21 protein-coding genes are annotated in these 22,391 nt (G+C 66.7%); 5 read left to right on the top strand and 16 right to left on the bottom strand.

The window, feature by feature from the left end; genetic code table 11:
* Positions 1 to 25 precede the first annotated feature (25 nt).
* Positions 26 to 1,027 carry an AraC family transcriptional regulator gene (locus ACOABP_RS25605; RefSeq protein WP_474228472.1) on the bottom strand — a complete coding sequence of 334 codons (1,002 nt, stop codon included), beginning with the start codon at positions 1,025 to 1,027 and terminating at the stop codon, positions 26 to 28.
* 194 nt (positions 1,028 to 1,221) lie between these two features.
* Here ACOABP_RS25605 and ACOABP_RS25610 point away from each other — a divergent pair, with 194 nt between their 5' ends.
* Genes ACOABP_RS25610 through ACOABP_RS25620 form a run of 3 tightly spaced genes read left to right on the top strand, consistent with a single transcriptional unit; the run spans position 1,222 to position 4,775 of the window.
* Positions 1,222 to 2,202, top strand: coding sequence for a quinone oxidoreductase family protein (locus ACOABP_RS25610; protein WP_066742251.1), 981 nt, complete (start codon positions 1,222 to 1,224; stop codon positions 2,200 to 2,202).
* A gap of 19 nt (positions 2,203 to 2,221) precedes the next feature.
* Positions 2,222 to 3,070, top strand: coding sequence for a TauD/TfdA dioxygenase family protein (locus ACOABP_RS25615; protein ID WP_474228474.1), 849 nt, complete (start codon positions 2,222 to 2,224; stop codon positions 3,068 to 3,070).
* Between the two features lie 55 nt (positions 3,071 to 3,125).
* Positions 3,126 to 4,775, top strand: coding sequence for a long-chain-fatty-acid--CoA ligase (locus tag ACOABP_RS25620; RefSeq protein WP_474228475.1), 1,650 nt, complete (start codon positions 3,126 to 3,128; stop codon positions 4,773 to 4,775).
* A gap of 96 nt (positions 4,776 to 4,871) precedes the next feature.
* On the opposite strand, the gene ACOABP_RS25625 is transcribed toward ACOABP_RS25620, so the two are convergent.
* A complete protein-coding gene (locus tag ACOABP_RS25625) occupies positions 4,872 to 5,540 on the bottom strand; it encodes a LysE/ArgO family amino acid transporter (protein ID WP_474228476.1) in 669 nt (222 codons plus the stop codon).
* 73 nt (positions 5,541 to 5,613) lie between these two features.
* Here ACOABP_RS25625 and ACOABP_RS25630 point away from each other — a divergent pair, with 73 nt between their 5' ends.
* Entirely contained in the window at positions 5,614 to 6,510 is an 897-nt protein-coding gene (locus ACOABP_RS25630) for a LysR family transcriptional regulator ArgP (RefSeq protein WP_066742234.1), read from the top strand.
* Positions 6,511 to 6,534: 24 nt separating this feature from the next.
* On the opposite strand, the gene ACOABP_RS25635 is transcribed toward ACOABP_RS25630, so the two are convergent.
* The 5 genes from ACOABP_RS25635 to ACOABP_RS25655 all read right to left on the bottom strand — a co-directional run bounded on the left by ACOABP_RS25635 (position 6,535) and on the right by ACOABP_RS25655 (position 9,844).
* A complete protein-coding gene (locus ACOABP_RS25635; protein ID WP_474228478.1) occupies positions 6,535 to 7,011 on the bottom strand; it encodes an SRPBCC family protein in 477 nt (158 codons plus the stop codon).
* Positions 6,992 to 7,351, bottom strand: coding sequence for an ArsR/SmtB family transcription factor (locus tag ACOABP_RS25640; protein ID WP_066742228.1), 360 nt, complete (start codon positions 7,349 to 7,351; stop codon positions 6,992 to 6,994). Before ACOABP_RS25640 ends, ACOABP_RS25635 begins: the two co-directional genes overlap by 20 nt.
* 68 nt (positions 7,352 to 7,419) lie before the next feature.
* Positions 7,420 to 8,397, bottom strand: a complete 978-nt coding sequence (locus ACOABP_RS25645; protein ID WP_474228480.1) for a Bug family tripartite tricarboxylate transporter substrate binding protein — start codon at positions 8,395 to 8,397, stop codon at positions 7,420 to 7,422.
* Between the two features lie 160 nt (positions 8,398 to 8,557).
* Positions 8,558 to 8,758, bottom strand: a complete 201-nt coding sequence (locus ACOABP_RS25650) for a DUF1289 domain-containing protein (protein ID WP_474228481.1) — start codon at positions 8,756 to 8,758, stop codon at positions 8,558 to 8,560.
* 27 nt (positions 8,759 to 8,785) lie between these two features.
* Entirely contained in the window at positions 8,786 to 9,844 is a 1,059-nt protein-coding gene (locus ACOABP_RS25655) for a beta-keto acid cleavage family enzyme (protein ID WP_066742223.1), read from the bottom strand.
* Between the two features lie 116 nt (positions 9,845 to 9,960).
* Between ACOABP_RS25655 and ACOABP_RS25660 the strand changes: the two genes are divergently transcribed.
* Positions 9,961 to 10,983 carry an AraC family transcriptional regulator gene (locus ACOABP_RS25660; protein ID WP_474228482.1) on the top strand — a complete coding sequence of 341 codons (1,023 nt, stop codon included), beginning with the start codon at positions 9,961 to 9,963 and terminating at the stop codon, positions 10,981 to 10,983.
* A 122-nt stretch (positions 10,984 to 11,105) separates the two neighbouring features.
* On the opposite strand, the gene ACOABP_RS25665 is transcribed toward ACOABP_RS25660, so the two are convergent.
* The 9 genes from ACOABP_RS25665 to ACOABP_RS25705 all read right to left on the bottom strand — a co-directional run bounded on the left by ACOABP_RS25665 (position 11,106) and on the right by ACOABP_RS25705 (position 22,358).
* A complete protein-coding gene (locus ACOABP_RS25665) occupies positions 11,106 to 12,296 on the bottom strand; it encodes a porin (RefSeq protein WP_474228484.1) in 1,191 nt (396 codons plus the stop codon).
* Positions 12,297 to 12,402: 106 nt separating this feature from the next.
* A complete protein-coding gene (locus tag ACOABP_RS25670) occupies positions 12,403 to 12,993 on the bottom strand; it encodes an RBBP9/YdeN family alpha/beta hydrolase (protein ID WP_474228485.1) in 591 nt (196 codons plus the stop codon).
* Positions 12,994 to 13,025: 32 nt separating this feature from the next.
* On the bottom strand, positions 13,026 to 14,348 hold the full coding sequence (locus ACOABP_RS25675) for an MFS transporter (RefSeq protein ID WP_474228487.1): 1,323 nt from the start codon (positions 14,346 to 14,348) through the stop codon (positions 13,026 to 13,028).
* 206 nt (positions 14,349 to 14,554) lie between these two features.
* Positions 14,555 to 15,547: a Bug family tripartite tricarboxylate transporter substrate binding protein gene (locus ACOABP_RS25680; RefSeq protein ID WP_474228488.1), complete on the bottom strand. Its 993-nt coding sequence runs from the start codon at positions 15,545 to 15,547 to the stop codon at positions 14,555 to 14,557.
* An 87-nt stretch (positions 15,548 to 15,634) separates the two neighbouring features.
* Entirely contained in the window at positions 15,635 to 16,921 is a 1,287-nt protein-coding gene (gene eno / locus ACOABP_RS25685; RefSeq protein WP_474228489.1) for a phosphopyruvate hydratase, read from the bottom strand.
* Positions 16,922 to 16,956: 35 nt separating this feature from the next.
* Complete coding sequence (gene pyk, locus ACOABP_RS25690) at positions 16,957 to 18,375, bottom strand: pyruvate kinase (protein ID WP_474228490.1); 1,419 nt, start codon at positions 18,373 to 18,375, stop codon at positions 16,957 to 16,959.
* 12 nt (positions 18,376 to 18,387) lie between these two features.
* Positions 18,388 to 19,662, bottom strand: coding sequence for a glycerate kinase type-2 family protein (locus ACOABP_RS25695; protein ID WP_474228491.1), 1,275 nt, complete (start codon positions 19,660 to 19,662; stop codon positions 18,388 to 18,390).
* Between the two features lie 15 nt (positions 19,663 to 19,677).
* Positions 19,678 to 21,051 carry a dicarboxylate/amino acid:cation symporter gene (locus ACOABP_RS25700; protein WP_474228492.1) on the bottom strand — a complete coding sequence of 458 codons (1,374 nt, stop codon included), beginning with the start codon at positions 21,049 to 21,051 and terminating at the stop codon, positions 19,678 to 19,680.
* A 218-nt stretch (positions 21,052 to 21,269) separates the two neighbouring features.
* A complete protein-coding gene (locus ACOABP_RS25705) occupies positions 21,270 to 22,358 on the bottom strand; it encodes a tartrate dehydrogenase (RefSeq protein ID WP_474228493.1) in 1,089 nt (362 codons plus the stop codon).
* Positions 22,359 to 22,391: the final 33 nt, after the last annotated feature.

Raw genomic sequence — 22,391 nt, forward strand, 5'->3', positions numbered from 1 at the left:
CCGCATGAGTAACGTTGCGGGGCTGTCAGCGCGTGCACGCGTGCCGCCGCCGCCAGGCAATCGGCGCCTCGCCAAACTGTGCGGAAAACCAGCGCGTGAATGCTGCCGCCGAGCCGTAGCCCAGTAATTCCGAGACCCGCAGCAGCGAATAGTCGGGATTGGCCACGTAGCGCTGCGCCAGGTCGCGCCGCACGCCGTTGACGATGTCCGTGAAGGTCTCGCCCGAGGCATCGAGCTGGCGCTGCATCGTGCGCAGGCTGATGCCCAGCCCCTGTGCCACGGCTTCGCTGGTGGCGCGTCCCATCGGCAGCATCAGGTAGACGGCATTGCGCACCTCGCGTCCGATCGACATGTCGTTCGCGCGCGCCATCGTCTCGACCACCCGCTCGGCATGGCGCGCCATGGCCGGGTTGCCGGTCGGGTTCGGCGCGTCCAGGTCCGCGGCCAGGCAGACGATGCCGTTGAACTCGCTGCCGAACTCCAGCGGGCAGCCGAACAGGCGGCGATGCACCTGCAGGTCAGGCGGCGCCGCATGCGTGAAATTGACGCTCTGCGGGTGCCACTGCGGCCCCAGCAGTACGCGGCACAGCCGGAACACCACGCCCAGCGCCAGTTCCGTGGCCTGGCGCGACGGCGCTTCGAGCACCACTTCCTGCCGGATCACCACCACCTTTTCCGAGGCCTCCAGCAGGATGGCTACCGATTCGTTGACCAGATGCCGGTAGCGGATGATGGTTTCCAGGGCGTCGCGCAAGGTGGCCTGCTGGCTGATCAGCAGGCTCATCAGGCCAAAGTCCGACAGTTGCCGCGACTCCGCCATGCGCAGGCCGAACGTGGGGCAGCCGGTAGCCTCGGCGGCGGCTTCGAGCAGCGTGGCGCAGGCCTGGACCGGAATGCGCTGTTCGGGGTCGGCCAGCAGCGCCTGGCTCAGCCGTGCCGTGCGCAGCAGCGGCAGCGGATTGGCGCCAAGGCCGCGCGCGACATCGAAGAAGTTGGTCATCACGGCGGCGCGTACCAGGGTTTTCAAGCGTGTCTCCCGTTTTTCGTCTTGCGCGCTTCACATGCAGGGGGCCATGACGCGTCGTTGGCGCGATGATAGGCGGCGGTGGCATGAAATGCAAAGTGTCCGGATTGCGCTGCAAAGCAGCCGGGGCTGGCGACTCCTACATTGACGTCATGGCGGCGCAAGTCGTGCCGCCCCCAAACTCTGGAGACGATTCCATGGCCAAGGCAGTGCGTATGTATGAAACCGGCGGACCTGAAGTGCTTCGCTACGAAGACGCCGAGGTAGGCGACCCGGGTCCGGGTCAGGTCCGCATCCGCCACGTGGCGGTGGGTCTCAACTACGCCGACACGTACTTCCGCAATGGCACCTATCCGGTGCCGCTGCCGGCTGGCATGGGCGTGGAAGCGTCGGGCGTGGTGCAGGCCGTGGGTGCTGGCGTGACCAATGTGTCCGTAGGCGACCGCGTGACGTACACCGGCTTTGTGAACACGCTGGGTGCCTACAGCACCGAGCGCCTGGTGCCGGCTGCGCCGCTGATCCGCCTGCCGGAAAGCATCGGCTTCGAGACGGCAGCCGCCATGACCATGCGCGGCCTGACGTCGGCCTACCTGATGCGGCGCATCCACACGTTCCGCAAGGGCGACACGATCCTGCTGCACGCGGCGGCTGGCGGTGTCGGGCTGATTGTCTCGCAGTGGGCGCGCCTGCTGGGCCTGAACGTGATCGGCACGGTGTCGACCGAAGAGAAGGGCGAGATTGCACGGGCCCATGGCTGCCAGCACATCATCAACTACAGCCATGAAGACGTGGCGGCGCGGGTGCGCGAACTGACCGATGGCGTGGGCGCCAACGTGGTGTTCGACAGCGTGGGAAAGAACACCTTCATGGCATCGCTCGATTCGCTCAAGCGTCGTGGGTTGCTGGTGTGCGTGGGCACGGCGTCGGGTCCGATCCCGCCGTTCGATCCGGTGCTGCTGGCGATGAAGGGCTCGGTCTACGTGACGCGTCCGGCGCTGGCCGACTATATCGCCGATCCGGCCGAGAAGGCCGAGCTTGCAGGTGAGCTGTTCGACCACGTGGGGTCGGGCCGTATCCGCATCGAGATCAACCAGCGCTACGCGCTGGAAGACGCGGTGCAGGCCCATCGCGACCTGGAGTCGCGCAAGACCACCGGTTCGTCGATCTTCGTCATCTGAAGCATCCGAGGAGACAGACATGAAAGTACAACAACTGAGCTGTGCGCTGGGCGCCGAACTGGTGGGCGTGGATCTGGGGGAGGCGGTGCGCAACGACGACCTGTTTGGCGAGATTCGTGCGCAATTGCTGAAGCACCGCGTGCTGTTCCTGCGCAACCAGCAGTTCAGCCGCGCCGAGCACGTGGCGTTTGCGCGCCGCTTCGGCGAACTGGAAGACCACCCCGTGGCCGGCAGCGATCCCGAGCATCCGGGCCTGGTGCGCATCTACAAGCGTCCGGACCAGCCGAACGACCGCTACGAGAACTGCTGGCACTCGGACACCACCTGGCGCGAGGCGCCGCAGTTCGGCGCCGTGCTGCGCTGCGTGGAATGCCCGCCGGTGGGCGGCGACACCATGTGGGCCAACATGGCGCTGGCCTACGAACGGCTGCCGGACACGGTCAAGGAGCAGATTGCCGACCTGCGTGCGCGCCACAGCATCGAGGCCAGTTTCGGGGCCGCCATGCCGATCGAGAAGCGGCTGGCGCTCAAGGCCCAGTTTCCCGATGCGGAGCATCCGGTAGTGCGCACGCACCCCGATACCGGCGAGAAGGTGCTGTACGTGAACGGCTTCACCACGCACTTCACCAACTTCCACACCCCGGCGCGGGTGCGCTACGGCCAGGACGCCAACCCGGGCGCGGCCGACCTGCTGCGCTACCTGGTGTCGCAGGCCTATATCCCCGAGTTCCAGGTGCGCTGGCGCTGGGAACCGAATAGCGTGGCGATCTGGGACAACACGGCCACCCAGCACTACGCGGTGATGGACTACGCGCCGTGCCACCGCAAGATGGAACGCGCCGGCATCATCGGCAGCGTGCCGTACTGATCCGCGTGCGGATCAAGCTGAACCCGCAGGACATGAAGGAAAGGACAGAGCAGGCATGAAGGACAACCTCGTCGTCACCACCCCCTCGGCATACGCCTACCCGCTGCTGGTCAAGCAGCTGCTGACCAATGCAATGACCCTGCATGGCGATCAGGAGATCAGCTATCGCGGTGAAATGCGCTACACGTATCGCGATTTCCACCAGCGCCTGGGCCAGCTTGCCAACGCGCTGGGGGCGCTGGGCGTGCGCCACGGCAGCACGGTGGCCGTGATGGACTGGGACAGCCATCGCTACCTGGAGTGCTACTTCGGCGTGCCGATGATGGGGGCCACGCTGTTCACGGTGAACGTGCGCCTGTCGCCGCAGCAGATCCTCTATACGCTCAACGACGCGGGCGCCGACGTGGTACTGGTGCATCCGGACTTCCTGCCGGTGCTGGAGCAGATCCGTGACAGCCTGGTGCGTCAGCCGCGCTTCGTGCTGATGGCCGATGGCCAGGATGTGCCTGCCGGTTCCGTGCCGTTCGACGGCGAATACGAGGCCCTGCTGGGCGCCGCATCGGCGGAATTCGATTTTCCGGACTTCGACGAGCGGACCAAGGCCACCACGTTCTACACCACGGGCACCACCGGCGACCCCAAGGGCGTGTGCTACAGCCATCGCGATATCGTGCTGCACACGCTGACCACGGCCACCAGCCTGTGCTCGCCGCGCGAGGGCCAACGCATGCACCGCGAAGACGTGTACATGCCGATCACGCCGATGTTCCACGTGATGGCCTGGGGCATGCCGTTCGTGGCGATCATGCTGGGGCTGCGCACCGTGCTGCCGGGCCGTTACGTGCCGGCTGCGTTGCTGCAGCTGCGCAAGTCCGAGAAGGTCACGTTCTCGCACTGCGTGCCGACCATCCTGCAGATGCTGCTGCAGGCGGCGGACGAAGGCGAGTGCAACCTGTGGGGCTGGAAGATGATCATCGGCGGCTCGGCGTTGCCCCCGGTGCTGTGCGAGGCGGCACTGGCGCGCGGTATCGACATCTTTGCCGGCTACGGCATGTCGGAAACAGGCCCCATCGTGGCGCTGGCCCAGTTGCCGCCGGGTCATGTACCGCTGACCCGCGAGGAGGAAGTGCGCATGCGCTGTGCCACGGGCCGTCCCGTGCCGCTGGCCGACTTCCGCATCGTCGGCCCCGATATGCGCGAAGTGCCGCACGACGGCAAGGCGCAGGGCGAGATCGTGCTGCGCGCGCCGTACCTGACCAAGTCGTATTTCCGCAAGCCGTCCGCTTCGGAGGACCTGTGGGCCGACGGTTACCTGCATACGCAGGACGTGGCGGTGATGGGCGAGGACGGTTTCGTGCAGATCGTGGACCGGCTCAAGGACGTGATCAAGACCGGCGGCGAATGGGTGTCGTCGATCGAGATCGAGAACCTGGTCACCCAGGTGCACGGCGTGCAGGAATGCGCGGTGGTGGGCGTGCCCGATGCACGCTGGGGCGAGCGCCCCATGGCCTATGTGGTGCGCAAGGCCGGCATCGATGTCGATGCCCAGCGCATCCGTGCGGTGCTGCTCGGCCATGTCGAGGCCCAGCGCCTGAGCAAGTTCGCGGTGCCGGAGAGTGACCGCATCGCGTTCGTCGCGGCGATTCCGAAGACGAGCGTGGGCAAGATTGACAAGAAGCTGCTGCGAGAGAAGAAGGCAGCCTGAGGCGAAAGGGAAAATTGATGGCCGCCCCTCCCCGGCTCGGAGGGCGGCCTTTTTGCGTTTACGTGGGCAGTCGAGCGGGCGGTGGCGCGCCTGCAGTCAGGCCAGACCCCGGAATCCGTCAATGGCGTGCCGTACCAGCAGCACCGAAAGCACCAGCATGGTCACGCCGACCAGCCGGTCCAGCACCTGCCAGGCGCGCGGATTGGCAAACCACGGTGCGAGCCATCGTGCGCCGAATCCCAGCGCGCCGAACCAGGCCAGGCTGCCGACGCTGGCACCGGCCACGAACCAGCCGCGCATTGCCGCAGGCTGTTGCGCGCCGATACTGCCCACCAGCAGCACGGTGTCCAGGTAGACATGAGGATTGAGCAATGTGAAGGCCAGGGCCTGGGCCAGCACGGCGCCACGGGTTGCGCTGGCCCGCCCTTCGGCCGCCTGCAACGCATGCTGACCGTGGGCGCGGCGCCACGCCCGCCATCCGTAGCAGGCCAGGAATACCGCGCCAGCCAGCGCCAGCGCGGCGGCCAGCGCCGGGCGTTCGCCCAGCGCGCGGGCCATGCCCATGACCCCGGCCGCGATCAGCAGCGCATCGGCTAGCGCGCATAGCAACACCACACTGCCCACGTGTTCGCGGCGCAGGCCCTGGCGCAGCACAAACGCGTTCTGGGCGCCAATGGCGACGATCAGGCCAAGGCTCAGGGCCAGGCCCTGCAGCAGCACAGCGAAACCGGGCGCGGCGGGTGTCAGCAAGTCGATCGAATTCATGGCCGCAAGCTTGCCATTGGCTGGAGGTGAAGCCAAACTAAACAATCTTCACCCACATTAGCCAGACTTAATCATGCTCGACTACGCCGCGCTTTCCGCCCTGGCCGCCGTTGTACGCGAAGGCAGTTTCGAGCGGGCCGCCCGCGCGCTGCATGTCACCCCATCGGCCATTTCGCAGCGTGTCCGGATGCTCGAAGAACGCGTGGGCTGTGCGCTGGTGGTGCGCGAAACCCCGTGCCGCGCCACCGAGACCGGCCGCCGGCTGTGCCAGCATGTCGATCACGTGCGCTTGCTTGAACAGGAATTGCAGGGAGCCCTGCCCGCACTGGCGCCGCAGGGCGAGGCCCGCGTGCCGCTGCCGGTGGCCGTAAATGCCGACAGCCTGGCGACGTGGCTCGCGCAGCCAATTGCCGCCTTTGCGGCACGGCATCCGGTGCTGATGGAAGTGGCGGTCGACGACCAGGACCACACGACCGAATGGCTGCGCAGCGGCGCCGTGCTGGCAGCAGTCACGGCCACTGCGCGCCCGGCCGCGGGATGCAACAGCCGCCCGCTGGGGGCCATGCGCTACGTGGCGGCGGCCAGCCCGGCATTCGTGGCGCGCCATTTTTCGGCCGGCGTGGGTGCCGGCAGCCTGGCCCAGGCGCCGAGCCTGGTGTTCAACGCCAAGGACGAACTGCAGGCACGCTGGGTAAGCCGGCTATGCCACCGGCAGGTGCAACTGCCCCGGCACACGCTGCCGTCGTCGTACGCCTTTGTCACGGCGGCACTGGCCGGCATGGGTTGGGGCATGCACCCGCAGGCGATGATCGATGGCTATCTGCAGGCCGGTACGCTGGTGGCGCTGGTGCCCGACACGCCGCTGGACGTGCCGCTGCACTGGCAGCACGCACGCGCGGCATCGGGTCTGCTGGAAGGACTGACCAGCGAAGTGCTGGCCGCTGCGCGGACGGCACTGCTGCCGCCCTGAACGTGCCGTCTGGCCGGCGAGGCCTCAGCGCAGCGTCGTGGCGAAGTCGTCGAGCTGGGTGATGACGGTATCCCAGCCTTCGAAAAAGCCCATCTTCTCGTGCTGGTCGCGCGTGGCTTCGTCGGGATGCATGACGCGGGCGATGTAGCGGCTGCCGGCGGCCTCGTCCTCCATCGTGATGATGGCGGTGAAGCCGAGCCAGGGCTTGTGCGGTCGCCAGCCACCGGTCAGCATCGACGTGAACACCAGCCGCGACTGCGGCACGACTTCGAGAAAGCAGCCGGGATTGTCGCTGGTGCCGCCATCGGGCCCCTGCATGAAGGTGTGGAAGTTGCCGCCCGGCCGCAGGTCGAAGGCGCGGACTTCGGTGGTCCACGGCCTGGGACACCACCACTCCTTGAGCAGGGCAGGGTCAGACCAGGCGCGCCAGAGCGCCGAACGCGGCGCACGCAGCACGCGGGAAATCACGAGATCGCGGGATTCAGCGGCGTTTTCCTGCATGGGCTTGCTCCTCTTGATGAAGTCGCTCGACGAAATCGACCATGCGGTCGGATCTGGCTTCCCACACGGCGCGCTGTTCGGCCAGCCACTGCTCGGCTTGCGAGAGCGTTTCCGGCACCAGTTCGCACGTGCGCGTGCGCCCGGCCTTGCTGGTGCGGATCAGGCCGCTGCGTTCCAGCACCGTCACGTGTTTCATGAACGACGGCAGTGCCATGTCGAACGGCGCCGCCAGCGACGACACCGTCTGCGCGCCGCTGACCAGCGCGCAGACGATTGCGCAGCGGGTGGGATCGGCGAGCGCATGGAACACGTCGCTCACCGAGACTTGATAGTTAGCCATGAAGCTAACTATAGGGCAAGGGAAAGGCCGTTGCAATAACGGCCTGCGGTCGGGGATGCGCTACGGAATCAGGGCTTGATGTTGAACGTCTTGACGATGCCTGCGTTGCGGTCGTATTCCGCATGCAGCGACTGGTTCAGGTCCTGCAGCGACTGGGCCGGCATCGGCTCGTAGCCAAGCGCCTCCAGGCGCTCGCGCACCTTGGGGTTGGCGGCGGCCTTGTACACCGCGCTCTGGATCTTCTGGGCCATGTCGGCCGGCATCTGCGCCGATGCGATGACACCCACCCAGTTGCTGAAGTCGATATCGGGGTAGCCCTGCTCGGCAAACGTCGGCACCTGCGGCAGCAGCGGCGAGCGGGTCCGGGACGCCACGGCGTAGGGCTGGAGCTTGCCGGCGCGGATCATCGGCAGCGAGGTCACCATGCCGTCATACATCAGCGGGATCTGGCCGCCCATCACCTGGGCCAGCGCGGGCCCAGAGCCCGCGAACGGCACGTGCTGCAGATCCATGCCGGCTTCCTGGTTCATGATGGCGCCGGCATAGTGCGATGCCGTGCCGGCGCTGTACGACGCAAAGCTGAGCTTGCCCGGGTTGGCCCTGGCATACGCGATCAGGCTCTTGAGATCCTTGGCCGGAAGGTTCGGCGCGCCCACCAGCACCATGCGCGAACGGCCCACCGCCGCCAGCGGGCGGACATCCTTCATGGTGTCGTACGACGTTTTTTGCACCTGCGGCACTTCGGTCAGCACGTTGGTGGCCGTCACCATGATGGTCTGGCCATCGGCCGGTGCGGCCAGCATCGTGTTGATGGCGATGGCACCGCCGCCGCCCGGCTTGTTGTCGACCACGACGGACTGGCCCAGGTCGGCGGCCAGCTGTTCGGCCAGCACGCGCGCCATGACATCCATGGTGCCGCCGGCTGGCGCGGGCACCAGCACGCGCACGGGCTTGCTGGTCCAGGCCATGGCGGCCGGCATCGCCAGCGTCATGATGGCCGCGAGGATGGCGCGGCGCATGCGAAGGGGGGCGGGTTGGTTCGGCATGTTGTCTCCATGATAGGTCTTGTGGGTATAGAAAGCCGGACCTGCCCGCACTATGGGCTGAAGAGGAAAGTGTCGTCGCGTTGAAATTGGCAGACCCGGTGAAACGGATGGCGCGCGCCGCATACTCTGTGCGGCGCGTCGCCGGGAATGCTTGGGGCGGTCAGGACCGGCCTGCCGCCGGCCGACCGCGCCGCGCAGGCAGCGCCTCGATGATGAAGGCGCGCTGCGCGTCGGTCATGCCGTCCCACAGGCCGATTTCGGTCGAGGTCCGGCCGCATCCCTGGCAGTACCGGCGCGCACTGTCCATGCGGCAGATGTTGATGCAGGGGTTGGCGGGCCGGGTATCCGTGGGCTGTGACATGACGGGGTCGCTGGGTGAGGTAATGGATCAGGCCGCGCGGCGCAGCGGCAGGTTCTTCTGGCCCGACTGGCGGTTCGGCAGCATGCCGTGGGCGGCCAGCGTTTCGTCCACGCTGTCGTACCAGGTGCCGATGCGATAGATCTCGCGCGCTTCCTTGCCCGTGGCAATCTCGCGGCCCAGCTCGTGCGCCACGCGCACGCACTGCTCGATCTGCTGCACCGACGTCATGCGGTTGCCGTGCTGGTCGATGATGGTGTCCTCGATGCCGCAGCGCGGATGCAGGCCCATCGCCATCGCCATCATGTTGAACGGCAGCACGTTCTTGAGCAGCGATTCGGCGGTCAGCGTGCAGCCGTCCGGCGCGCGGTGGATGAAGTTGAAGAAGTTGAACGGGTTCGGGCCGTCGAAGCCGCCGCCGATGCCGATCCAGGTCAGGTTCAGCGGACCTTTGTAGGCGCCGGCGCGCACCATGCGTTCGAGCGTTTCCAGCGCGTGGATGCCAGTCAGCTGGAAGTGCGGCTGGATGCCGGCGTTCGACAGGCGGCGCAGGTGTTCTTCCACCCAGCCCGGGCCGGCCGGAACGGTCATCTCGCGGTACGCCTCGATGTACGCCGGGTTCGACAGCGACGTGCCGGCCAGGTACTCGGGGTACAGCAGTTCCATGATGTTCATCTGCGTGGTGTTGATCGCCACGGTGACCTGGTCGGGAGCCGGGGTCAGATCGGCCAGCATGTGGCGCGTGTCGTCGGACAGCCACACGGCGGCCTGGCCTTCGTCTTCCGGTGCGAACGAGATCGAGCCGCCCACCTGGATGATCATGTCGGGCACTGCGGCGCGCACGCCGGCGATCAGTTCGTTGAACTTGGACAGGCGCTTCGAGCCCTTGCCGTCCAGTTCGCGCACGTGCAGGTGCAGCACGGTGGCGCCGGCGTTGTAGCAGTCAACGGCCTTCTGGATCTGTTCTTCCATGGTGACCGGAATGTCTTCCGGGAAATCTTCGGGCATCCATTCGGGGCCGTACGGGGCCACGGTGATGACCACCTTGTCCATGTTCTCGGGGTGCAGGGAATCGTCGAGGAATTGCATCTTTGTCTCCTATGTAGGGTGCGTGCTGCGGTGATCGAAGTATCGGCGAATGGCGCGTTGCAATTTGACGATCGGGGACGCTCGATTTACATTTGGGGACAGTCAGGGAAAACGCGATGTCCTACTTTCTGCGCAGTGCCAGCCTTACCAACTACGTGGATGTGGCGCGAGCCGTCGGGCTCGATCCACACCAGATGCTGCGTGCCGCACGCATCAGCCGCAATGCGTTGCTGGATCCCGACATCCGCATCCCGGCCGCCCTGGTGGGCAAGCTGCTGGAGGCCTCGGCAAGTGCCGCGCAGGTGGACGATTTCGGCCTGCGCATGGCCGAACTGCGCCAGTTCGCCAACCTGGGGCCGCTGGCCTTCGTGGTGCGCGAGGAGCCCACGCTGCGCCGCGCGCTGGAGTCGATGGTCCGCTACATGGGCCTGCAGAACGAAGCGCTGGTCATGCGCGTGGAAGACGCGGACGACGTGGTGCTGATCCGCCTGCACATCCTCAGCGATGCTCCGGGCACCCTGCGCCAGGCCACCGAACTCGCCGCAGGCGTGATGTTCCGCATGCTGACGCTGTTCCTGGGCCCGGCGTGGCGCCCGCGCAGCATCTGCTTCACGCACGCGGCGCCCGAGAGCCAGGCCGCCTGCATGCGTGTGTTCGGCATGCCGGCGCTTTACGGGCAGGACTTCGACGGTATTGTCTGCGTGGCGAAGGACCTGGAAGCGCCCCTGCCGTCCTACGACCCCGTCATGGCGCAGCAGGTCAAGCGCTACCTGGGCACGCTGCTGGCGCAATCGAACACCAGCATGACCGACAAGGTGCGCAAGCTCGTACATGCACTGCTGCCCAGCGGCATGTGCTCGGTCGATCGAGTGGCCCAGCAACTGGGGGTGGACCGGCGCACCGTGCATCGATGGCTTGCACAGGACGGCGTCACCTATTCGGACGTGCTCAACGAGGCACGGGCCAGCCTGGCGACGCGTTACATCGAGAACCGTGCGCGGCCATTGTCCGAGGTGGCTACGTTGCTGGGCTTTTCGTCGCTGAGCGCGTTTTCGCGCTGGTTCGGCGCGCAGTACGGCTGCAGCGTGTCGAAGTGGCGTGCGCGCCAGGAACAGGCGGACGGTGCGCCGGCTTCGTAACGCTCCGAAGAGCCAAAAAAAAGACCACCCCGGCGCCAACGCCGGGGTGGTCAAACGAAGCTCGACGCGGCCGGACGACGGGGTTCACAGTTGACCGCCCGGACGCGCCGATTCCTACATGATCAGAACTTGTGGCGGATGCCGAGGCTGACGCCCACCATGCTGCTCTGGCCGTTGCCCAGGATGTAGCTGTTGCCCGTGGCGCCGGTCGACGCCAGCTGGTTCGTGTTGGCGCCATCGAGCGTCAGGCCGGCATGCTTGGCGTAGGCCGTGCTCAGGTACAGGTCCGTGCGCTTCGAGAACGCATAGTTCGCCACGAAGGCAACCTGCCACGGATTCGGCGCATTGGTGCGGTTGAAGTAGTCGCGCTTGAGATCGTCGTAGTCGTACTCCAGCGTCAGGCCAACGGACGGCGTGACCTGGTAGTTCACACCGATCCAGTAGTAGTCGTCACGCTGGATCTGGGCGTTGGTGCCGTTGTTCTCGGCCTTGCCCCAGCGGTAGCCGCCCATGATCTTGGCGACGGCGCCGATCGTGTAGCTGGCCGCCACCGATGCCTTTTTCAGCGTGGCGGTGTTGCCCTGGTAGACGCCGGCGACGTTGTTGATCGACGGATTCCACTGGTCATAGGCGATGGCCGCGCCGAACGGGCCGGCCGAGTACACCGCGGCCGCGCCGAAGGCGTTGTCGCGGCGGAAGGCACCCGGCACCTCGCCGTTGCCGCCAAAGGCGATCGTGCCGGCCGGCAGGTTGGGTACGCCGGCGCCGAACGAGAAGTGCGCCATGGCCGTCAGCGGGCCGAACGAGCCGTTATAGGCCAGCACGTTGTCCTCGCGGAAATTGTTGCCGGCCATGAATGCCGCCGGCTCGTACTGGGTGGCGTAGGCGGTCGGCATGAAGTTGGCCATCGCCGCGAACAGCGATGTGTACTGCCGGCCCAGCGTGATCTGGCCGAACGTCTGGTGCTGCAGGCCGATGAATGCCTGGCGACCGAACAGGCGGTTGGTCTGCTGCATCGTGCCGTTGTCGACGCTGAAACCGCTTTCCAGCACGAACAGGCTCTTCAGGCCATTTCCCAGGTCTTCCGTACCGCGCAGACCCCAGCGCGAACCGGACAGGCCGCCCGAGTTCAAGCGATACACGTTGTCGCCGGCGCCCGGATTCGGGGTAAAGCCTGCCGCGGAGTACGGTGCGACGTGGTTCGCGTATTCCACGCTGGCGTCGATCACGCCATACAGCGTGACGGTGGATTGCGCGAATGCGCTGCCGGTACAGGCGAACAATGCGGCCGCGGCCATGCCCTTGAGCTTCATGAAACAGTCTCCTTATTACGTCTTGTGTTGTGGGGGTTCCCGTCGGAATGGGTGCTACGGTGCTGCGAAATATTGTTTTTGGCGGCCAGGGCCGCCGGTCAGCCGGTCAGTGCGCCAGTCGTGCCAGCAGCGTCATGGCTGCGGGCCACGGGCCGAATCCGGCGGCCGGATTCAGGTGGCCGACCTGGCCGAGATCGACCAGTTCGCTGCCCCAGTCCTGCGCCATCGCGGCGGCACGTTCGAACGAGGCCAGCGGATCGTTGCGGCTGGCCGCCAGCAACGTCGGGAATGGCAGCGCCTGGCGCGGCATCGGCAACCAGCCGTGCTGGTCGAGCGTGGCAACATCCGGATAGCCCTGCGGCATCGGCGTTTCCAGGTCGGCTGGCGTTGCCAGCAGCGCACCGAGGATCTTGCCGGCCTGCACGCGGCGGTGCATGTGCCGGGCCCAGTGCACGGTGATCATCACGCCGGCGCTGTGCGCGCCCAGCACGACGGGTCCGTCGATGGCGGCGATGGCCTCGTCGAGGGCAACCATGCGTGCGGCGCAGCTGAGCTTGTCGTGTTCCAGCGGCTGCACAGACGCCACTTTCTGGCCCTGGGCCTCCAGTTCGGCCTGCAGCAGGGTCTGCCAGTGGTCGGCCACGTGGTCGCGCAGGCCGGGCACCAGCAGTACGGTGATATCGGGGGACAAAAACATCGTTGTATCGCTTGTGTGTTTGACGTGCGCGCTCATGCCGCCGAGCGGCTTTGCGCCAGGCGTTGCAGATCGGCGGTATAGGTGCGGCGGCCGATCAGGAAGCAGATCGCGGCAATCAGGCCGGCGACGGGCATCCACTGCAGGGCGCCCGCCAGGCCGATGTGGTCGGCCATCAGGCCGGTGAAGAACGGACCCGGCGCCAGGCCAAGCAGGTTGTTCACCAGCGTCAGCGTGGCGAACGCGCTGGCGTGGATGCGGGGGTCGGTCAGGTTGGCGACGGCCGCGCTGGCCGGGCCGGCGCTGCCGCCCGCCAGCATCATGCCGCCGGCGATCAGGGCCAGTTGAGCGGTGCCTGCCTGCAGGTGGAACGCGGTGCCAAGCAGCGCGAAGCAGAGCACGCTGTACGTGACGGCCATCAGCCATTTGCGTGCCGGGGCGTGGCGGGCCACGCGATCGGTCAGCGCGCCGCACACGATCATGCCGGCACCGCCCACCAGTACGAAGCACGCGGCGCCAAGGCCGGCTTGCGCGGTGGCCAGGCCGTAGTAGCGGCCCAGGAAGCTGGGCATCCACGCCAGCAGCGAACCCATCACGAACAGCTGCAGGGCGCTGCCGACGTAGGCGCAGATGATCGATCGCGAGGCGACCAGCGCGCTGCACAGTGCACGCAGCGGCATCGGTCCCAGGCGCGGTTCCTCGGCAGCCTGTTCATTGAGCGCCTCGCGCTGGACCTTCAGGCGCTCTTCGGTGACCAGCAGGCGGTAGAAGCCAACCATCACCAGGCCAAACAGGGCCATGCTGACAAACGCGAAACGCCAGCCGAAGTGGGCGGAGATCACGCCGCCCAGCGCCATGCCAAGCACCGAGCCGAACGCACCGCCGGCGATGAAAGCTGCACTGAGGCTGGCGCGCAGATGGCGCGGAAAGACCGACAGCACCAGCGCGATGCCGACGCTGCCGTAGGCGGCCTCGCCGATGCCCACGAAGAGTCGTGCGACGAACATCTCGCCGAACGAATTGGCGATGGCGCAGCCCAGCGTGGCCAGGCTCCAGAGCGCGGCCATCAGGGTCAGGCTGCGCACGCGGCCCCAGCGATCAGCCAGGATCGAAAGCGGCAGGGTGAGCACGCCCACCATCAGTGCCACCACACCGCCCAGCGCGCCAAGATTGGCGTCGCTGAGCGCCCATTCCGCCTTGAGCAGCGGAAACAACGCGTTGAGCACCTGCCGCGACATATAGTCGGACAGCAGCAGGCCAAAGCTCAGCGCAAAGACCAGCCACGGGTAGTAGCGTGAAGCCCGGGCGCTCGGGGCGCCGGCAAAAATTTGAGGACGTGAAATACGAAGTCCCGACATGAACCGTCTCCTGATATTCTCAACCGCGCCCCGCACAATGCCGGGGGTCGGCTGGCTTGCCGCGGAATGGCCGCGACCCAGCGAAGTATCGGGGAATGACAGCTCACGGTTTGACTTATCGGGACATCCGTTTTGCTTGACGGGACAGTGCGGGAAAACCCGCTTCGGGTTGCTGCGTACGCGCCGCCTGCCCGGCGCGTTCCCGGTTACTCGATCGTCACCTTGCCTTCCTTGACCAGCACGGCGAACTTCGATGTCTCGTCGTTGATGCGCTTCGCAAAGGCGTCAGGCGCGCTCGGCATCGGCTCCGCCCCGGCCGCGGCCATGCGTTGCTGGAAGTCCGGCGAGTTCACGATCTTCACGATCTCGGCGTTGAGCCGCGTGACGATGGGTTTGGGCGTGGCCGCCGGCGCCAGCACGCCGAACCAGGTGCCGATATCGAAACCCTTGAGACCGGCTTCTTCCAGCGTGGGCACGTCGGGCAACACGCTGGACCGCTTGGCGGTGGTCACTGCCAGCGCCTTGAGCTTGCCGGCCTTGATATGCGGCAGCACGGTGGTCAGGGTATCGAACGACATCGTGACCTGCCCGCCCAGCAGGTCGGTGGTCAGTGGGCCACTGCCCTTGTACGGCACATGCAGCAATTGCGTGCCGGTGGCTGCCTGGAACTGCGTGCCGATCAGGTGCTGCGCGGTGCCGTTGCCGTTCGAGCCGTACGACAGTTCGGGCGATGCCTTTTTCGCCAGCGACACCAGCTCGGCCACGTTCTTCGCCGGCGTCTTCGCGCTGTTGATGACCAGCACGTTCGGCACCATGGCAAGCGTCGACACCGGCGCCAGATCCTTCTGGAAGCTGTACGGCAGCTTGCGATAGACCGAGGTGGCAATCGTGTGATGCACGGCACCCATCAGCAACGTATAACCGTCCGGCCTGGCCTTCGCCACGTAGTCGGCACCCACGGTCGCACCCGCACCGGGCCGGTTCTCGACGATCACGGGCTGGCCGAGATTCTTCGACAACTGGTCGCCCAGCGCGCGGGCCAGGATGTCGGTGGTGCCGCCGGACGGGAACGGCACCACCAGGCTGATCGGCTTGGCGGGCCATTCCTGCGCCACGGCAAGCGACGCGCCGCCAAGGCCGATGGCGCACAGCGACAGGCCCAGAACCCGGCGCATTGTCCGGGGGGTGAAGTTACGCATGGTTGTCTCCTTTTCTTGTAGTGGTCGGGAAAAATGCGGGTAAAGCTCGTCGTGCGGGTAATGCGGGTGATGCTGGCAATGCAGGGATCAGATCGATACGGAGAGCGCCTGGCGGCCTGCGAAGGTGGCCGCGCAGCCGAGTTCGGCCTCGATGTAGAGCAACCGGTTGTACTTCGCCACGCGGTCCGAGCGTGACAGCGAGCCGGTCTTGATCTGCGTGGCGGCGGTACAGACGCTGAGATCGGCAATGGTGGTGTCTTCGGTCTCGCCCGAGCGATGCGAGACCACCGACGCATAGCCGGCGCGATGGGCCATGTCGATGGCGGCCAGCGTTTCGGTCAGCGTGCCGATCTGGTTCGGCTTGATCAGGATCGCGTTGGCGACGCCGCAGTCGATGCCTTCCTTGAGGATCGCCGTGTTCGTGACGAAGAGGTCGTTGCCCACCAGTTGCACCTGCTTGCCCAGGCGCCCGGTCAGCAGCTTCCATCCTGCCCAGTCGCCTTCGGCCATGCCGTCCTCGATGGTGACGATCGGATACTGCGAGACCCAGCCGGCCAGCAGGTCGACAAAGCCGGCCGCGTCATACCGGCGGTTTTCCGACTGCAGCACGTAGCTGCCGTCGCGGTAGAACTCCGAACTTGCCACGTCCAGGCCCAGCGCGATATCGCGGCCGGCGTAGAAGCCGGCAGTGTCGATGGCCTGCATGATGACTTCGAGCGCCTGCTCGTTCGACTTCAGGTCCGGCGCAAAGCCGCCTTCGTCGCCTACGGCCGTGGAATACCCGCGCTGCCTGAGCAGCGACTTGAGCGTGTGGAACACCTCGGCGCCCCAGCGCACGGCCTCCGAGAAAGACGGCGCGCCCACGGGCAGGATCATGAATTCCTGCATGTCCACGCTGTTGTCGGCATGCGCGCCGCCATTGATGATGTTCATCATCGGCATGGGCAGGCGCAGGTCATGGTTGCCCGTGCCGATGGCCCGGTACAGCGGCACGCCTGCCGATGCGGCGGCCGCGCGCGCCGTGGCGAGCGAAACGGCCAGCAGCGCGTTGGCGCCCAGGCGCGACTTGTCGGCGGTGCCATCGAGCCGGATCAGGCACTGGTCGATCTCGGCCTGGTCGGCGGCTGGCATGCCGGCCAGCGTGCGGGCGATATCGACATTGATATGGCCCACTGCCCGGCGCACACCCTTGCCGGCGTAGCGATGAGGGTCGCCATCGCGCAGCTCGATGGCCTCGCGCGAGCCGGTGGAGGCGCCCGATGGCGCAGCCGCGAACCCTTCGCTGCCATCGGCCAGCAGCACCTGTGCCGCCACGGTGGGATTGCCGCGCGAATCTAGCACCTCGTAGCCGCGCACTTCCTGGATCACTGACATGGGATTGGCCTCGTTGCCCGGTTGCCTGGTTGCCGTTACTGCACCTGCGCGATGCGCAGCAGATTGGTGGTGCCGGCGACCGTGAACGGCAGGCCGGCGGAGATCACGATGGACTGGCCTCGCTCGCCAAAGCGTTCCTTGAGCACGGTGCGGCTGGCCAGCTCGGTCATTTCCAGCACGTCGACCACCTCATGGCACAGCACGGCATGGACACCCCAGGCCAGCGCCAGCCGGCGCGCGGTCGCCACGCGTGGAGTCATGCCGAGGATCGGCACCTCGGGCCGTTCGCGCGCCATGCGCAGCGCGGAGTAGCCCGAACTTGTGTAGGCCACCGTGGCCGGCACCTTGAGCAGCCCGGCTACATGGCGCACCGCGTAACCGATGGCGTCGGCCGCTTCTGCACGCGGTGGCGTGTGCGATGCCTGGATGGCATCGTGATAGAGCGGGTCGGACTCGGTGCGCGTGATGATGCTGTCCATCATCTTCACGGCCTCCACCGGATAGCGGCCCGATGCCGATTCGGCGGAAAGCATCACGGCGTCGGCGCCGTCGTAGACGGCCGTGGCAACGTCAGAGGCTTCGGCGCGCGTCGGCACCGGCGCGGCGATCATCGATTCCAGCATCTGGGTGGCGACGATCACCGGCTTGCCGGCCTTGCGGCAGGCGCGCACGATCTGTTTCTGCAGCGACGGCACCTGTTCGGCGGGCATCTCCACGCCCAGGTCGCCGCGCGCCACCATCACGGCGTCGGCCTCGGCAACGATGGCGTCCAGGCTCTGGATGGCGGCGGGTTTCTCAAGCTTGGCGACGATGCCGGCGCGGCCCTGCACGATAGCCTTGATCTCCTGGATGTCCTCGGCGCGCTGCACGAACGACAGCGCAATCCAGTCCACCCCGAGCGTCAGCCCAAAATCGAGATCGCGGCGATCTTTCTCGGTCATCGCCGATAGCGGCAGCACCACGCCGGGCACATTGACCCCCTTGCGGTCGGACAGCGGGCCGCCGTTGATGACCGTGGTCTCCGCAAACTCGGCGCCGCACCGATCCACGCGCAGGCGGATCTTGCCATCGTCGAGCAGCAGTTCCGCACCTTCGCGCAGGGCCGCGAAAATCTCGGGGTGCGGCAGGCTGACGCGGGTGGCCGATCCCGGCGTGTCGCGGTCCAGGTCAAGCCGGAACGATGCCTGTGCCGCCAGCTGGACGGGGCCATCGGCAAACGTGCCGATGCGCAGCTTGGGGCCCTGAAGGTCAAGCAGCACGCCAATGGGGCGGCCGCGCTGCTGTTCGATGGCGCGGATCGTGTCCAGCCGCTGCTGGTGGTCGTCGTGGCTGCCGTGGCTGAAGTTCAGGCGGAAGACATCGGCGCCGGCTTCGAACAGGGCGTCGATGATCTCGGGCGACGTGCTGGCGGGACCCAGCGTGGCCACGATCTTCGCGTTGCGAAGGCGTCTCATGAGGTTGCTCCATCAGGGCGCGATCAGGATCGCGCGGAAATCATTGACGTTGGTGAGGGTGGGGCCGGTGATGACGGCGTCGCCCAGTGCTGCGAAGAAACCGTGCCCGTCGTTATTGGCGAGCGCGTCCTGTGGCCGGATGCCAAGGGCCCATGCGCGCCGCAGCGTGTCAGGGGTGATGACGGCGCCGGCAATCTCTTCCTGGCCGTCGACGCCATCGGTATCGCCGGCCAGCGCATGGATACCGGCGTGGCCGCGCAGCGTCATGGCAAGGGCCAGCAGGAATTCGACATTGCGGCCGCCGCGCCCGTTGCCGCGTACGGTGACCGTGGTTTCGCCGCCGGACAGCAGCACGCAGGGCGTGGAAAACAGCCGGTGGTCGGCTGCTTCGAGGGCGATGCCGCCGAGCACCAGGCCCACGTCGCGCGCCTCGCCTTCGATGGCGTCGCCAAGCAGATGCACGGAAATCCCCGCCTCGCGCGCCACCGCCGCGGCGGCTTCCAGCGCCATGCGCGGCGTGGCGATCAGCGTGGTGTCGATGCGCGGCAGGCGGGGGTCGCCGGGTTTGATGGCTTCGGCCGCCTCGGAATCCAGTACGCGCAGGACATGTGCCGGCACATCCAGGCCATAGCGGCGGATGATGTCCAGCGCGTCGTGCCGCGTGGTGGGATCGGCCACCGTCGGCCCCGATGCAATATCGATCGGGTCGTCGCCCGGCACATCGGACAGCAGCAGGTTGCAGACCCGCGCCGGATAGCATGCCGCCGCCAGGCGCCCGCCCTTGATGGCCGACAGATGCCGGCGCACGCAGTTCATCTCGGTAATGGTGGCGCCGGACTTCAGCAGTGCGCGATTGACGGCCTGCTTGTCTTCGAGCGACACGCCGGCCAGCGGCAGTGGCAGCAGCGATGATCCGCCGCCCGAGATCAGGCTGACCACGAGGTCATCTTCGGTCAGCCCCGAGACCAGTTCCAGCATGCGGCGTGCAGCCTCGTGCCCGGCGGTGTCGGGTACCGGATGCGCGGCTTCGACGATCTCGATGCGCTGGCACGGCACCGCGTAGCCGTAGCGCGTGACCACCAGCCCTTCGAGCGGCCCCGGCCAGGCGGCCTCGAAGGCCTGGGCCATCGCGGCGGATGCCTTGCCGGCACCGATCACGATGGTGCGGCCCCTGGGTGATTGCGGCGGCTCCGGCAGATAGCGGGCCAGCGTGAGCGACGGTTGTGCGGCAGCGATCGCGGCATCGAACATGCGGCGCAGCAGCGCACGGGCCTGTGAGGTTTCCATGGCGATGTCGTCCTGTCAGTGCATCAGGCCGGCGTGGGCATCGGCGGCGCGGGTCAGGTGCGTGCCGATCGATGGTGCGGACGCCGGTGCGGAAGCCGGCGCCGGATCGGCCAGCACTTCGGGGTCGTCCTGCAGCTTGCCGTCGAGCGCGTCTTCGAGCCGCTGCTGGTCGATGGCGCCGACCCAGCGCGCAATTGCCAGCGTGCCCACGGCGTTGCCGATCGTGTTGGTGATGGCGCGGGCCTCGGACATGAAGCGGTCGACACCCAGCAGCAGCACCATGCCGGCCACAGGAATCTTGCCCATCGACGCCAGCGTGGCGGCCAGCGTGATGAAGCCGGAGCCGGTCACGCCAGCCGACCCCTTCGAGGTCAGCAACAGCACGCCCAGTACCACGATCTGGTCGGTCAGCGTCAGCGGGGTGTTGGTGGCCTGGGCGATAAAGATGGCCGCCATCGTGTAGTAGATGCACTGGCCGTCGGGGTTGAACGTGAGGCCGGCCGGCACCACCAGGCCCACCACCGGCTTTGACACGCCCGCGTTCTCGAGCTTGCGCATCAGCTGCGGCACCACCGATTCCGAAGAGCTGGTGCCAAGCACCGTGAACAGTTCGTCGCGGATATAGCGCAGGAATTTCCAGAGGCTGAAGCCCGCCATGCGCGCCACGCCGCCAAGCACGATGACCACGAACAACAGGCACGTGAGATACATGGTGCCCATCAGCTTGCCCAGCGACGCCACCGAGCCCAGGCCGTACTTGCCAACCGTGAAGGCCATGGCCCCGAAGGCCGCCAGAGGGGCCAGGCGCATGATCATGCCGACCACCGAGAAGATGCCGTGTGTGAACGAGTCGAGGAAGTCGACCACGGGCCGGGCACGTGGCCCGATATGCGACAGCGCGATGCCGAACAGCGTGGCGAAGACCAGGATCTGGAGGATGTCGTTGCGGGCCAGCGCATCGATCACGCTGGTGGGTACCATGTTCATCAGGAAATCGATGAAGGAGTGGGGTTTCTCCGCAGCGTGGGTGTAGGTGGCGATGGCCTTGGCGTCGAGGTGCGCGGGGTCGACGTTCATGCCCGCACCGGGCTGCACCACGTTCACGACGATCAGGCCAAGGGCCAGGGCGAACGTGGACAGTACTTCGAAATAGAGCAGGGCGCGCACGCCGACGCGGCCCAGTTCCTTCATGTTCTCCATGCGCGCGATGCCCAGCACCACGGTGGCGAAGATGATCGGCGCGAAGACCATCTTGATGAGCTTGATGAACACGTCGCCGAATGGCTTGAGGCTGCTGCCGAAGTCCGGGTAGAACACGCCGAGCGCAATGCCGGCCGATACGCCGAGCAATACCTGCACATACAGCTTGCCCAATAGCCTTTGAATCATGGCTGTCTCCTGCTGATTCGAGGTGATTCGCCTGCAGTCGGGGCTCTGGTGGCCGTTGTCTGGGACTGCAAGGTTTGGGGGGCGTCGGGTCCCCTCTCCCGCCCGCGGGAGAGAGGTTGGGGAGAGGGCAAGCCTCTCGGGACGCTACGGTGGCTATCGAGGGGCCACACCCGTTCCCCCGGCCCCTCTCCCGCAAACGGGAGAGGGGAGTCGGACAATCAGGCGGCCTTGGCCTGCTTGTTGTCGGCCAGGAAGTCGCACACGGCCTTGGTGACGTCGACGGTCTTTGCCTTGCCGCCCAGGTCGCCCGTGTGCAGGGCCGGGTTGGCCGTCACGGCTTCGATGGCGGCCATCACGCGCTGGGCAGCTTCGTTTTCGCCGAGGTGCTCCAGCAGCATGACGACCGACCAGAAGGTGCCCACCGGGTTGGCCAGGCCCTTGCCCATGATGTCGAAGGCGGAGCCGTGGATCGGCTCGAACATCGACGGGTAGCGGCGTTCCGGGTCGATGTTGCCGGTCGGGGCGATGCCCAGGCTGCCGGCCAGTGCGGCGGCCAGGTCGCTCAGGATGTCGGCGTGCAGGTTGGTGGCGACGATGGTGTCCAGCGTCTTCGGGCGGTTCACCATGCGCGCGGTGGCGGCATCGACCAGTTCCTTGTCCCACGTGACATCGGGGAAGTCCTTCGCCACCTGCACGGCCACCTCGTCCCACATCACCATGGCATGGCGCTGGGCGTTGGACTTGGTAATGACGGTCAGGAGCTTGCGCGGCCGCGACTGTGCAAGCTTGAAGGCAAAGCGCAGGATGCGCTCCACGCCCACGCGGGTCATCATCGACACATCGGTGGCGGCCTCGATCGGATGTCCCTGGTGCACGCGGCCGCCCACGCCCGAGTATTCGCCTTCGGAGTTCTCGCGAACGATCACCCAGTTCAGGTCTTCGGGCGCGCAGCGCTTGAGCGGGCCATCGATGCCGGGCAGGATGCGCGTCGGGCGCACGTTGGCGTATTGGTCAAAGCCCTGGCAGATCTTCAGGCGCAGGCCCCAGAGCGTGATGTGGTCGGGAATCTGGTTGTCGCCGGCCGAGCCGAACAGGATCGCGTCCTTGTCGCGCAGCGCGTCGAGGCCGTTGGCGGGCATCATCACGCCGTGCTGGCGGTAGTAGTCGCCGCCCCAGTCGAAGTTCTCGAACTCGAAGCGGAAGCCGGCGCCGGTGGCTGCCAGGGCTTCCATGACTTCGCGGCCTGCCGGTACCACTTCCTTGCCAATGCCGTCGCCCGGGATGGTTGCGATCTTGTAGGTCTTCATCTTGCGTCTCCTGTCTGGTCTGGGAATCTGCTT

This window comes from Cupriavidus sp. HE11 (assembly GCF_056097175.1).